This window comes from Sphingobium subterraneum, assembly GCF_014199435.1.
GTDB classification, from domain to species: Bacteria; Pseudomonadota; Alphaproteobacteria; order Sphingomonadales; family Sphingomonadaceae; genus Sphingobium; species Sphingobium subterraneum.
Map to the genome: position 1 here is coordinate 199,177 of NZ_JACIJP010000001.1, position 12,902 is coordinate 212,078.

13 protein-coding genes and 1 tRNA gene are annotated in these 12,902 nt (G+C 61.5%); 6 read left to right on the top strand and 8 right to left on the bottom strand.

Going from position 1 to position 12,902, the window contains the following annotated elements; genetic code table 11:
• Positions 1–240 precede the first annotated feature (240 nt).
• From FHS92_RS00990 to FHS92_RS01005, 4 genes are read left to right on the top strand one after another with little or no spacing between them, the layout of a single operon-like run.
• Positions 241–849, top strand: coding sequence for a polysaccharide biosynthesis/export family protein (locus FHS92_RS00990; RefSeq protein ID WP_343056613.1), 609 nt, complete (start codon positions 241–243; stop codon positions 847–849).
• Positions 850–887: 38 nt separating this feature from the next.
• Positions 888–2,090 carry a TonB-dependent receptor gene (locus FHS92_RS00995; protein WP_184076687.1) on the top strand — a complete coding sequence of 401 codons (1,203 nt, stop codon included), beginning with the start codon at positions 888–890 and terminating at the stop codon, positions 2,088–2,090.
• A complete protein-coding gene (locus tag FHS92_RS01000) occupies positions 2,087–3,553 on the top strand; it encodes a GumC family protein (protein ID WP_184076689.1) in 1,467 nt (488 codons plus the stop codon). The genes FHS92_RS00995 and FHS92_RS01000 overlap by 4 nt, the downstream gene beginning before the upstream one ends.
• Before the next feature lie 47 nt (positions 3,554–3,600).
• On the top strand, positions 3,601–4,410 hold the full coding sequence (locus FHS92_RS01005; protein ID WP_184076692.1) for a nucleotide-binding protein: 810 nt from the start codon (positions 3,601–3,603) through the stop codon (positions 4,408–4,410).
• Between the two features lie 36 nt (positions 4,411–4,446).
• Here FHS92_RS01005 and FHS92_RS01010 read toward each other — a convergent pair whose 3' ends face one another.
• From FHS92_RS01010 to FHS92_RS18200, 5 genes are all read right to left on the bottom strand, one after another.
• Entirely contained in the window at positions 4,447–5,079 is a 633-nt protein-coding gene (locus FHS92_RS01010; RefSeq protein WP_184076694.1) for a glutathione S-transferase family protein, read from the bottom strand.
• A gap of 62 nt (positions 5,080–5,141) precedes the next feature.
• Positions 5,142–5,795: an esterase/lipase family protein gene (locus tag FHS92_RS01015; protein WP_184076696.1), complete on the bottom strand. Its 654-nt coding sequence runs from the start codon at positions 5,793–5,795 to the stop codon at positions 5,142–5,144.
• Positions 5,785–6,618: an MBL fold metallo-hydrolase gene (locus FHS92_RS01020; protein WP_184076698.1), complete on the bottom strand. Its 834-nt coding sequence runs from the start codon at positions 6,616–6,618 to the stop codon at positions 5,785–5,787. The genes FHS92_RS01015 and FHS92_RS01020 overlap by 11 nt, the downstream gene beginning before the upstream one ends.
• Positions 6,615–8,984 carry an ATP-dependent Clp protease ATP-binding subunit ClpA gene (clpA, locus tag FHS92_RS01025; RefSeq protein WP_184076700.1) on the bottom strand — a complete coding sequence of 790 codons (2,370 nt, stop codon included), beginning with the start codon at positions 8,982–8,984 and terminating at the stop codon, positions 6,615–6,617. The genes FHS92_RS01020 and clpA overlap by 4 nt, the downstream gene beginning before the upstream one ends.
• A 177-nt stretch (positions 8,985–9,161) precedes the next feature.
• Positions 9,162–9,359 (bottom strand): DUF1192 domain-containing protein, encoded by a 198-nt coding sequence (locus FHS92_RS18200; RefSeq protein ID WP_246351719.1) that lies wholly within the window; start codon positions 9,357–9,359, stop codon positions 9,162–9,164.
• Positions 9,360–9,494: 135 nt separating this feature from the next.
• Between FHS92_RS18200 and FHS92_RS01030 the strand changes: the two genes are divergently transcribed.
• Positions 9,495–10,475, top strand: a complete 981-nt coding sequence (locus FHS92_RS01030; RefSeq protein ID WP_246351794.1) for an NAD(P)H-quinone oxidoreductase — start codon at positions 9,495–9,497, stop codon at positions 10,473–10,475.
• A gap of 143 nt (positions 10,476–10,618) precedes the next feature.
• A complete protein-coding gene (locus FHS92_RS01035; RefSeq protein ID WP_184078660.1) occupies positions 10,619–11,290 on the top strand; it encodes a DUF1013 domain-containing protein in 672 nt (223 codons plus the stop codon).
• A gap of 80 nt (positions 11,291–11,370) precedes the next feature.
• Here FHS92_RS01035 and FHS92_RS01040 read toward each other — a convergent pair whose 3' ends face one another.
• The 3 genes from FHS92_RS01040 to FHS92_RS18710 form a co-directional block, all read right to left on the bottom strand.
• Positions 11,371–12,141: a sulfite exporter TauE/SafE family protein gene (locus FHS92_RS01040; RefSeq protein WP_184078662.1), complete on the bottom strand. Its 771-nt coding sequence runs from the start codon at positions 12,139–12,141 to the stop codon at positions 11,371–11,373.
• A gap of 184 nt (positions 12,142–12,325) precedes the next feature.
• Positions 12,326–12,402, bottom strand: a tRNA-Pro gene (locus FHS92_RS01045).
• Between the two features lie 109 nt (positions 12,403–12,511).
• Complete coding sequence (locus tag FHS92_RS18710) at positions 12,512–12,862, bottom strand: JAB domain-containing protein (RefSeq protein ID WP_184076704.1); 351 nt, start codon at positions 12,860–12,862, stop codon at positions 12,512–12,514.
• Positions 12,863–12,902: the final 40 nt, after the last annotated feature.

Here is a 12,902-nt window from a genome sequence, read left to right on the forward strand (position 1 = left end):
GCGACAAAAGCAGCACGGCAAATTTTCCAACCTGAAACCCGGGGCATGTTCGACCAATTGTCCTGACGCAAAAGCCGTTATTCTCTAAGCGCAAATTACATGGCATCGCAACATGACATCTGCCAGACTGCCGATATATCGGCGGAATGGACGTTAACCTCGCTTTTGGATAGCAAGTCTATGAGGCTGTGATATATAGCCGGTCACGAGCCGTTTTGAACGATACAAGGATTAGAAAAAGTGTCGAAAGCTATTATCGTGGCGGCAGCAGCGAGCCTGCTTGCTTTGACTCCGAATGTTGCTGCTGCGCAGCAAGCCGCTGCGCGGGCGCAGCCGGGTTCGCCGTCCTACCGCATTAATGCCGGTGACGAGATCGAAGTGTATGTCTGGGGCGAAGAGCGTTTGCAGCGCGTGATCCGGGTGCTCCCGGACGGTACGTTCTCGTTCCCGCTAGCCGGTCAGATCATGGCGCAGGGGCAACTGCCTTCGCAGCTCGAGGCAGCCATCTCGAAGGGGCTGGAAAGCCAGTATCGCGGCCAGGTTCCGCAGGTTACCGTTTCGGTGAAGTCCCCGTCGGGTCTGCAATTTTCCGTCGTCGGTAAAGTCAAGGGTGCGGGCACATTCACGCCCGGACGTTTCGTCAACCTGCTGGAGGCGCTCAGCCTCGCGGGCGGCGCGGATGAGTTTGCGAACCTCGATAACATCTCGATCATCCGTAAGACCGCAAACGGCCCCGTCATCATCAAGGGGCGGCTGGGATCGGTGCTCAAGGGCAATGTCTCGCAGCAGGATCTCGCCAGGGGGATTATTCCGGACATCGAAAGCGGTGATACGGTTATCGTTCCGTGATGTCAGATATTCATAACAACAAAGGGGAGAGGCTGGGCATGGTTACGCGTCTGGTCAAAGGAACTGCGCTGCTCTGCTCGCTGGCAGGGACATCGCAGGCTATCGGGGAAACGATGATTGGGGCCGATGTTTCGGCCAACGCACAATATTCGAGCAACCCCTATTCATCCACAACCGGCAAGGCGTCGTCCGCGAGCGCGGTGGTGTCCGCCGACCCGTTCGTGCTGTGGCGTACCGAAAAGAGCACCACGCGGCTCTCGGGCAACATCAACCACACCGAATATTCGCGGATCTATGACAGCACGACAAATTTCGGCGCAAACCTTGCCGTAGACACCAAGCTTGATCCGCGCACCGGTCTTCGGTTTGGTCTCGGCTTTTCGAGCGCGATCCTTAATTCGAACCAGTTGGCGCTGAGCCCGGTGGTCGGCAATGGCGGCATCGTCGATCCGAACCTTCCTCCGGTCCTCGATCCTGTGCTCGCAAATGGGTTCCGGGATCGGCAGATCACGTACCAGGGCGACGCATCGATCGATCGTGCGCTGTCCGCGCGCGACCGTGTGAACGTTGGAATTTCCGGCGCTGCTACGCGGTTCAATGGCAATAATGGTAATCTGCGCGAGTATAATTACGGCCGGGGGCAGATCGGCTATCAACGCTCGCTCAATGCGCGCCTGTCTATCGGTGCATCGATGAGTGTCGCCGTGTCGGATTATTTGTCGCGCCGTCAGGGTGATGGCACGATTTATTCGCCGCAGCTGACCGTAAACTGGCAGCCCAACAGCCGCTGGACCATCAATGCGGCAGCGGGCGTAAGCCTCTCCGACCAGCATAATATTGTTGGCAAGGAGCAGACGACGTCCTTTTCCGGCTCCTTGTCCGCCTGCGAGTTGCAGAGTCTCGGCAGCCTGTGCATCACGGCGTCCCGTTCCGTTGTGCCCTCGTCACTCGCTGGCCTTTCGACGCAGACTTCGCTCGGTGCCTCCTACAGCCGTCGCCTTTCGGAACGCACGACCGCCAGCCTTTTTGCGTCCTATTCCCGCTCTTCAGAATCGAACGGTACGGGCGCGAGCACGCTCGATTATCTGTCCAGCAACGCATCGCTCAGTCGGCGGCTTTCCCCACGGCTGAGCGCCTTTGTTTCGGCGGGATACACGGATAGCTTCAAGTCGGTGGTGAATCGTCCGGCTAATTATTTCGGTAGTGTCGGGGTAAAAATGAGGATCGGAAGCCTGCGATGAATTCCTATCTTGACGTATCAGACCGGATTGAGGCGCAGGTTGAGGGTGGATCGCTGCTCTCGCACATTCCGGCGATTCTCAAGCAGCGCAAATGGTTCCTCATCATCCCCGCGATCGTTTTTGCGCTGGTGGGCGTGGTTGCGGCATTCGTGCTTCCGGTCAAGTATCAGTCACGAGCCGTTCTGCTCGTCGAAGCTCCGCTGCTTCCCGAAGCGGTGACTGATGCCGACACGTCAGGGGTAGTGGACCAGCGCATGGCGAAAATCCGCCAGCAGGTGATGAGCCGCCCGCAATTGATTGAGTTGATCCAGACGAACGGATTGTACAGCGATGAACTGCGGCGCTCCTCGCTTTCGGAAGTGATCGAGCAGATGCGGGGGTCGATCCAGATCGATCCGGTGACGGCGGAAATCCAGCAGGCGGGCAGTGGTCGCAAGAGCACCATCGCCTTCTCGATGCAGTATCTCTATTCTGATCCGGTCAAGGCGCAGGCTGTCGCGCAGGCGTTGACGGAGCGCGTGCTGGAGATCGATTCCACCGCGACCGCCGAACAGGCTGCCAACACCGTGCAATTCCTGACCGACCAGGCGGCCGATGTGCAGGCCCAGATTTCGGTGCTCGAGACGCAAATCTCGGGCATCAAGGCGCGTAACGGGTCGGTCCTGTCCAGCGCCGGCATGACGATGATCGGCGGGAACAGCGGCAGCTATGATGCACAGATTGCCGCTCTCCAGCGTGACAATTCGGTACTCAACAGCCAGCGGTCTATGGCAAGGACGTCGGCGGATCGCGACCCTGTGGTGTCATCGGCAGAGGCCGCGTTGGCATCGGCGCGGGCAAGCTATTCCGAAAGCCATCCCGACGTGGTGCTGGCCAAACAGCGACTGGCCGAGGCGCGCCGTCTGGCTTCCAGCAACCAAACGAAGCAGCCCGTGGACGATATCAACGAGCAGATCGCGTTCAACAATCGCCAGATCGCCGCGCTACAGTCGGCACGGGCACAGGATTCCGCGCGAATGTCGGCTGCCATGGGCGCGCAGTCCAAGGCACCGGTGGTCACCGAGCAGATAGCGCAACTCCAGCAGCGGCTCGATACGCTCTATTCGCAATATCAGGGAATTTCCGGCCGGTTGCTGAACGCGCAGGCCGGTAAGAAGGCTGAGGACTCGCAACAGGGCGAACGCCTTTCCGTCATCGATCCTCCCGTGGTGCCTGACAAGCCGATTTCGCCCAACCGTCCGATGTTGATGGCAGGGGGGCTGGCCGGGGGCCTGGGGCTGGGCCTGATGTTGGTACTGGGCATTGAAATCCTGCTTCGTCCCATCCGTGACGTCGACGCGCTTCAGGAAATCCTCGGTGAACCGCCGCTCGTCGTGGTGCCGACCGTGCGCGCGCTCAAGGAACAGAAGCTTGCCTGGTACCGGCGGCTATGGCCGTTCGGGCGGCGGGAAAAAATGGCATGAGTTTGGAAACCAACCGCCCGAGAGCAGGCAGTACAGGAGTCGTTGGCGTGTCAGACAATAACGTTGCGTCCTCGTCGGTTTCGGCGCGCCCCGTCCGGATCCCCGGTGCGGAAGAATTGCCGGAATTCGTGCCTGACGCGACCCATCTGAAAGACACGCGGATCGTGGGCTTCAAGGCGCGGCATATTGCTGCCCGCCCGTTCAGCCTGCTACGCACGCAGGTGGAAAAAAAGCTTCAGGCCAATGGCTGGAAGCTTATCGGCATCACGTCGTCTTCGCCGGGGGCGGGCAAGTCCTTTCTTTCCGCCAATCTGGCCGCCACCCTGTCGCGCGTTCCGGGGCGGGAGACCTATCTTTTCGATCTTGACATTCGTCGCGCGTCGCAGGCGCATTATTTCGGTCTGTCCGGCAAGGCGGGCATTGCGGATTTCCTGAACGGTGATGTCACGGATCTGCGGGAAGTCGGTCAGCAAGTCAGCGGTACAAACCTCAGCATCTTTCCCACCTATCCGACGGACCTGGAATCGATGCAGCTTCTGGCGGGGGAAGAGTTTGCGGCCCTTGTGAAGGCGATGCGTGCGCTCCCCTCAAATGCCACCATTATCTGCGATCTTCCGCCGGTCTTCGCCAATGATGATGCGATGATCATCTCGCAGAGCCTCGACGCGTTCATGCTGGTGGTCGAACAGGGCGTTACCAACCGCAAGCAGGTGAAGGACAGCCTGCGCCTACTTCAGCCCACGCCGTGCCTCGGGACGATATTGAACCGTTACGAGGGCGGGTTCAGTGATCCTTATGGCTATGGCGGCCGATATGGCGGGCAATATGCGGACTATTACGTGGGCAAGAACGACTAAGCGAGCGTATCGGTCGTCGTTCCAAGTTCGCGATAATTAGCGGTCTGCGGGGCGTTGGGCCTTGGCGATAAGTGCGCCGTCAATCTCCTTCGCACGCCGATAAGCGGCTCGTTCCCGCAGCGGAGCGATATAGCGTTCGAAGACGGGGCGCTGGGGAATGGTACCGAACTGCATCCCCCAGTCGATATGGGACCCAAGGTAAACGTCGGCAGCGGAAAACGTGTCGTTAGCGACAAAGCTTTTGCCCGCTACCGCCGTCTCCAGCGCGTCGATGGTCGTTTCATACGATCCATACCCCACCGTGCGGCTTTGGTCCGGTGACGGATTCCATTGCATCGCGTGGTTGGTGACGGCGTTCTCCACAGGCCCCGCAGCGAAAAAGAGCCAGCGATAATAGTCGGCGCGATCGGATGTTGGCGGGGCGAGTCCGGCTTCGGGAAATGCATCGGCGAGATAGGCGCAGATCGCAGCGCACTCGGTCACCACTCTCCCGTCGTGAACAATAGCGGGCACTTTACCCATGGGATTTATTGCCAGATATTCGGCCGACTTCATACCGGATGGGTAATCGAGCAGGCGCTGTTCATAAGAGACGCCCACTTCTTCGAGCATCCACCGGACAATCTGCCCGCGCGACATGGGATTGGTGTAAAAAATCAGTGCGTCCATGGCTTATACTCCGCGGGTCGATACGCGGAGCATAGCGCAACATGGGTGGGCGTCCAAAGGCGTTAGTGAAAAGCGCCCTGTGCGAGAAAATGCAGCGCCTGTTCCCTTGAGGCACGGTGGAAGGGCAGCATGCTGTGGGTGATCGGCAACACGATATGGTCGCTCTGTCCCTCCAGATGGGTCGCTGCGACGCTGACCTTGCCATCATGCGGTTTGGGCAGGTTGCGGGTGAACGGAGATTCGAACAGCGCCTGGCTGCCCGCAATGACGCCAAGCGGATAGTCGACCGGCCCGAGATGGGTGAGAAGCCATTCTTCCCGGCGTGTTACGAGCACCGGCGCAGCGCGACCCAGCAACATGCGACCTGCGGGATGCGTGTTGAGCCAGTCGGCGATTTCACTGCCTGCGTTGGGCGTACCGAGCATCACCACGCTGCCGAGATTGGGCGGACGGTGCGTGGCGATCAGCGCGCGCGCAACAAGGCCGCCCATGCTGTGGCCGATGATGTCGAGACGTGGGGCGCTCTCCAGCCCCTGAACCGTCATCCACTGCGCCAACCGGGCCGCTATCCGGGAGAGTGGCAGGCGGCGGCTGGGATAGAACGGCGCTTCGACACGATAACCGTTTGTGCGCAAATCCCGCGCCAGTGCGGCCCACGCGACGGGATGCGACATCCAGCCATGGAGCAACAGCGCAACCGGCTGACTAGCGGTCATACCGTGTTGCCGTAGCGCGTGCCGCCAACGTCTGGCTGTGCGCCAGGGGATCGCCCGCGACCGTCCCATGCCCCGGCACCGTCATGCGGCGATCGGGATAGCGCGCTCTGAGTGCCGCAAGCGACGAGCCGTAGGCGGCAGGATCGCCGTCCTCCATGTTGCCGAGATCATCGGCCGTAATAGACTTCAGGAGGCACCCGCCGAAGAGTGTCCGGGTGGGCGCGTGCCAAACGCTGATATTGTCGCGCGTATGTCCTGCACCGGGGAGGAACAGTTCGACCGGCCCGATCTGCGCCACGCCCGTCGCGAGCGCGGCGATCGGATCCGGTTCGGATGTGCCATAGGCGCGGGCGAGCGCGACCGTGAGCGGCCCGGCGAGGGCGGGAATGCCGGCTCGTCGGAGTGCGGGAACGCCGCCCACGCGGTCAGTATGGAAATGGGTGGCGATACCGCGCGCTATGGTCCCGCCGATCGTGGTGCGCGCATAGGCAATGATCGCTTCGCCGCTGTCACGGTCCCAGCCCGGATCGATCAGCGTCAGCCCATCCGCGCCGCGCACGATCAAGCCGTTGGCAGGATACCACATCCGGCCGTCCAGCCATCCGGTAAAGCTGGTGATCCACACGTCCTTCGCCGCCGGTGCGACCCAGACATTATAGGCAATGCGCTCCATGCCGGGCAGCGCGAGTTCGAGCGCATCCGGCAGGCCGCGTTTCCCGTCCGCCGCCGCCGATCCCGCAGCGCGTGTCATGGGAGAGCAAAGAACGGTGGCGACGGTGGCGAGGCAACTGCCCGCCACCGCCCGCCGTGTGAGGAGGCTCACCCGCGCTTTGATCCTTCAGGCGACGCCTTTCTGGACCGCGGCGCCTTGGGCGCAGGCCTTGCCGGGTCTTTAACCGGAGCCTTCGCACCCTTCTTCGCCTTCGGCGCAGCAGGCGTGATCTCGAACGCCAGGGCATCGTCCTTCAGCCGGATCGCGACCTCGCCGCCGTGGACGAGTTTGCCGAACAGCAGTTCCTCGGCCAGCGGCTGCTTGATCTTCTCCTGCATCAGGCGACCCATCGGGCGCGCACCGTAGAGCTTGTCATAGCCCCGCTCGGTCAACCAGGCGCGGCTGGCATCGTCGAGCGTGATGTGGACGTCGCGGTCGGCCAGTTGCAGTTCCAGCTGGAGGACGAACTTGTCGACCACGCGTGCGACCACTTCGGGCGGCAGATAGCCGAACGGCACGATTGCATCGAGACGGTTGCGGAATTCCGGCGTGAAAAGCTTTTTCACCGCCTCGTCGCCCGCATCCTCCTTGCTGATGACATTGCCGAAGCCGATGCCCTCGCGCGCCATGTCGGATGCACCCGCGTTGGTCGTCATGATCAGGATGACGTTGCGGAAATCCACCGTCTTGCCGTGGTGATCGGTCAGCCGGCCGTTGTCCATTACCTGCAACAGGATGTTGAACAGGTCCGGATGGGCTTTCTCCACCTCATCGAGCAGCAGCACGCAATGCGGGTTCTGGTCGATCGCATCGGTCAGTAGGCCGCCCTGGTCATAGCCAACATAGCCCGGAGGCGCACCGATCAGGCGGCTGACCGAATGGCGCTCCATATATTCGGACATGTCGAACCGCTGTAGCGGAATGCCGAGCAGATGGGCGAGCTGGCGCGCAACCTCCGTCTTGCCGACGCCCGTGGGGCCGGAAAACAGATAGTTGCCGATCGGCTTGTCGGGATCACGTAGGCCCGCACGCGATAGCTTGATCGCACTGGACAAGACCTCGATTGCCTTTTCCTGCCCGAACACCACCCGCTTCAGGTCCGCCTCGATCGTGCTGAGCACGGTCTTGTCGTCTGACGAAACGGTCTTGGGAGGGATGCGCGCCATCGTAGCGATGACCTGTTCGATCTCCTTGGGCGTGATCGTCTTCTTGCGCTTGTTCGGCGGCACGAGCATCTGCATCGCGCCCACCTCGTCGATCACATCGAGTGCCTTGTCGGGCAGCTTGCGGTCATTGATGTAACGCGCCGACAGCTCCACCGCCGCCTTGATCGCGTCCGGCGTGTACTTGACGTGATGATGCCCTTCGAAGGCGGAGCGCAGGCCGGTCAGGATCTTGACGGTATCCTCGACCGACGGCTCGTTGACGTCGATCTTCTGGAACCGGCGCAGCAAGGCGCGATCCTTCTCGAAATGGTTGCGGAACTCCTTGTAGGTGGTCGAACCGATGCAGCGGATCGTACCACCCGACAGAGCGGGCTTCAGCAGGTTCGACGCATCCATCGCGCCGCCGCTGGTCGCGCCCGCGCCAATAACCGTGTGAATCTCGTCGATGAACAGCACGGCGTCGGGCATCTTTTCCAGCTCGTTGACGACCGCCTTCAGCCGCTCCTCGAAATCGCCGCGATAGCGGGTTCCCGCGAGCAGAGCGCCCATGTCGAGCGAATAGATGACGGCGTTCTTCAGCACCTCGGGGACCTGCCCCTCGACGATCTTGCGCGCGAGCCCTTCCGCGATAGCGGTCTTGCCCACGCCCGGATCACCAACATAGAGCGGGTTGTTCTTCGAACGGCGGCACAGGATCTGGATCGTGCGATCGACTTCGGAGGAACGGCCGATCAGCGGATCGACCTTGCCCTCTTTCGCCTTCTCGTTGAGGTTCACCGTGAACTGATCGAGCGCGCTGTCCTTCTTGTTCTTGTCGGCGGGCTTCTTTTCTTCCTCGGCCGCCTTTTCCGGACGTGCTTCGGGCTGAGGCGTGCCCTTGCCGACGCCGTGCGAGAGATAGCTCACCGCATCGAGGCGGCTCATGTCCTGCTGCTGCAGGAAGTAGACGGCGTAGCTTTCCCGCTCGGAGAAGAGAGCCACCAGCACGTTTGCGCCGGTCACTTCATCCTTGCCCGAGGACTGTACGTGCAGGATCGCGCGTTGGACGACGCGCTGGAAACCGCTGGTGGGGGAGGGGTCGGTGTCGCCCTCGACCTTCAGGCTGTCGAGTTCGGTGTCGAGATAATGCGTCACCGCATCCCCCAGTTCACCCATATCGACGCCGCAGGCTTGCATCACCTTGGATGCATGCTCGTCATCGATCAGCGCGAGTAGCAGATGTTCGAGCGTCGCATATTCATGGTGCCGCTCCGATGCGTGGGTCAACGCATTGTGCAGCGTGGTTTCCAGGGCAGAGGCAAACGACGGCATTACGGTTCTCCTGACATCCTGAGCAGATGTCCTTGCTTCAAGACAACGGCTTTCACCCCATTGCCTTAACTATGTCGTCATCCCCGCAGGGAGGATCAAGGTCCACCCCGTGGAATGCCGTCAAACTTTTGCACCGCCCTTGCGTATCGATCGTCACGCAGAGAGGGCGGGCCGATTTCATTTTCGGAATAGCGCGTCCGCGCTTGCCTTATGGTTAACGGCCAAGTCCATTTTAGACCGGGTGCGGACGATTTCGCCTTCGAGCCGCGCGATGCGCTCGGTCAGTTCGGAAACGGACAACGGGTCGAGGTCCTGCTTCAAGAGCAGGGCCAGCGGATCATCCGCCTTCCGCGGCGAATATTCTTCCATGTCCATGGGGGAAATGTTGACCCGTTCGCCCGTTCTGTCAATAAGGCGTTCAAGGAATTTTCGGCCTTTTTCGTGCGCTCTATCGCATGGAGGCCCCGGGCAGAAACGGGTGGGACATTGGTGGAAGCTGTACCGCAGACGATGACCGCTATTACCATAGCCGAGCCCGGTGGCCCGGAAGTATTGCGGCCCGTAACTGCGCCCGTGCCAGCTGCGGGTGTGGGAGAAGTGCTGATCCGCGTAGCGGCTGCGGGGGTGAACCGCCCCGATGTGCTGCAACGAATGGGACGCTATCCGGTGCCGCCGGGCGGATCACCCTATCCGGGGCTGGAGGTGGCGGGCACCGTTGTGGCCGTTGGTCCGGGTGTGACGGAAGCAATGGTCGGGCAGCAGGTGTGTGCGCTGCTTGCTGGCGGCGGCTATGCCGAATATGCCGTGGCTCCGGCGGGCCAATGCCTGCCTGTTCCGGGTGGCTATGATCTGGTCGAGGCCGCCTGCCTCCCCGAAACGCTTTTCACGGTGTGGACCAACCTCTTCGAGCGTGCCTATGCGGTCGAGGGCGATACGGTGTTGGTTCATGGAGGGACGAGCGGAATTGGGACCATGGCTATCTCCCTGTGCCGCCTGTTCGATGTGACGATCATCGTTACCTGCGGATCGGACGACAAATGCGCGGCCGCCCAGAATTGGGGCGCTCACCACGCCATCAATTACCGCACGCAGGATTATGTGGCGGAAGTCGCGCGTATCACGGGCGGCAAGGGGTGTGAGGCCGTGCTCGACATGGTCGGCGGAGACTATCTGCCTCGCAATCTGCAATGTCTGGCGCCAGACGGACGGCATGTGTCGATCGCCATGCTTGGTGGAGCGAAGGCCCAGATCATCATTCCCGAGATCATGAGCAAGCGCCTGACCATCACCGGGTCAACCCTGCGGCCGCGCTCCGTGGCGTTCAAGAGCGTGGTGGCGGACGAACTCGCGCGCAGCGTGTGGCCCTTTGTCGAATCGGGTCAGTTGCGCCCAGCGATGGACAGCCGCTTTCCGCTCACCCGCGCCGCCGACGCGCATGCACGGATGGAAGAGGGCGGGCATGTGGGGAAGATCGTGCTGACTGTGGAATAGGCTCGGGCCATACAGGTTGGGTGGCGGCAGCTTCCTCTTGCTCTTGCACGCACTTTGTCCTATCTTCCTCCCGGAAACGGCCACCCGGATTGGGTGGCCCTTATTGTATCCAGAACCGGAGCGTACCCTTGTCACAGCCGCTTATGCCCCATGCGACCGCCTGCTGGCTGATCGAAAACACCGGCCTCAGCTTCTCGCAGATTGCCGAGTTCTGCGGCCTGCACATTCTTGAGGTGCAGGCGATCGCCGACGATACGGCAAGCATCAAGTACACGCCGCGCGATCCTGTTCGCGCGCATGAACTGACCGTCGAGGAAATCCATCGCGGCGAGGCGGATCCGGACTATGTGCTGAAGATTTCCAAGGGCAGCGAGCCGGTTCGCCGCACCAAGGGGCCGCGCTATACCCCGGTGAGCAAGCGTCAGGACAAGCCCGACGGCATCGCATGGATCCTGCGGAACCACCCGGAAATCTCGGACGGTGCGATCGGCAAGCTGATTGGCACCACCCGCACGACCATCGCCGCGATCCGCGATCGCAGCCATTGGAACATCGCCAACATCGTGCCCAAGGACCCGGTCACCCTGGGGCTTTGCTCGCAACGGGAACTGGACGCGATCGTCGCTAAGGCGGCGAAGAAGGCGGGCCTCGAGGCGCCGACCGACGTGCGCCTGGACGGCGCGCGCGCGGCCTTGATCGAGGAACTGCGCCGCGAGCGCGACGACGCTGCCCGCGTGGCGGACGAAGGCGAAGTGCCGGTGCCCGAATATCGCTCCGAAGCGGATCGCTTGTTCGACACGCCCGCCCGCGATTGAACCAATCCCGGATGTGACGAACCCCGCGCGGCTTCGGCTACGCGGGGTTTCTGTTGTCCGGAGTGTATCGCGTCTGCCGGTTAGCCAAGGACTCCGAGTGACTTTGCCACGCCATAGGCAGAGGTAAGCGTCAATACCGTGCCGACGAGAAAGAGCAGCCGGTTACTAGGAATGCGCTTGGCGAGATAAGCGCCGAAGGGCGCGGCGATGACACCGCCGATCAGGAGGCCCGTGGTCGCGAGTGTGAACGCCTGCCAGCCCAGATTGACGAGAAATGTCGCGCTGATGCTGAGCGTCAGGAGAAACTCTGCGGTGTTGACCGTTCCAATAGTCATGCGCGGGTTGCTGCCCTGGAGCAGCAAATTCGAGGTAACGACCGGTCCCCATCCGCCGCCGCCCGAAGCATCCAGAAATCCGCCGATCAGCCCGAGCGGGCCGACGATCTTGGGGTTTCCGGTTGGGTGGATGACATGGGTGCTGCGCCAAAGCAGCCAGAGGCCGATGGCCGCGAGATAGGTCTGGACCAGCGGCTTCACCGCGCTGCTGTCAATGTTGGAGAGGAGATAGGCTCCGCTGACACCGCCGATGATGCCCGGAATGACGAGGCGGACGAAGAGTTTCCAGTCCAGATTGCGATGATAGATATGGCTTATTGCCGACACGGCGGTCGTGCATGTCTCCGCGGCATGCACGCCGGCGGAGGCTGCCTTTGGATGCACACCCATCGTGATGAGGAGCGTGCTGGAAATGACGCCATAGGCCATGCCCAAGGCTCCATCTACCATCTGCGCCGCGAATCCGATCAATATGAAAGGCGCAAGCGCGGGCAGAATATGCATCAGTTCGATCATCGTCATGCCCCACTTGTCATGTTGCGGTCAGTCCCCGACAAGGCGTGTTCTGTCAAGGGACCGGTCCGACACAAGTTTTTGCGCTCACAATAGAGAAAGTTTCACCCGTCATCAGCCGACCTCCGGCCGCTCCGCGTACCCGGGATCGGCGACGCAGGCGGCTTACCGTAGCGGTGAAGATAAATGGTCGGGGAGAGAGGATTCGAACCTCCGGCCCCTGCCTCCCGAAGACAGTGCTCTACCAGGCTGAGCTACTCCCCGACCGGGCCAGGATCGTTGCGGATCCCGGCAAGGCAGGCGGCAGCCTATAGAGGCCGAGTTGGTGCTATGCAAGCGCCTGGGGGAATATTGTTTTGAGCGATGACAGGCGTCAAAGCAGGCGATGCATCCGGAAACTGAAATAGCTGTCTTGGGCGAGGATGATGTGGTCGGCGACGGTGATTCCGCACCGCCGAAGCCTTGCGCACAGTTGGCGGGTGGTCCGGATATCGCGATCGCTTGGCCGGGGGTCGCCCGAGGGGTGGGTATGGCCGATCAGCAGGCGGGGCGCACGCACGGCAAGTGCTCGCGCAATGACGTGATCGACGGGAACGGGCAGGGCGTCGATCACGCCCTCCTGGATCATCACGTCTACCACCTCGCCGCGTGCGGACAGGAAGATGAAAACGGACATCTCGGCGTTTCGGCGGCTGTGAAAGTGGGAGAGAACGTGCGCGAACATGCGGCGATCATCATCGCTGAGGATATCGTTCCGCCAGCAT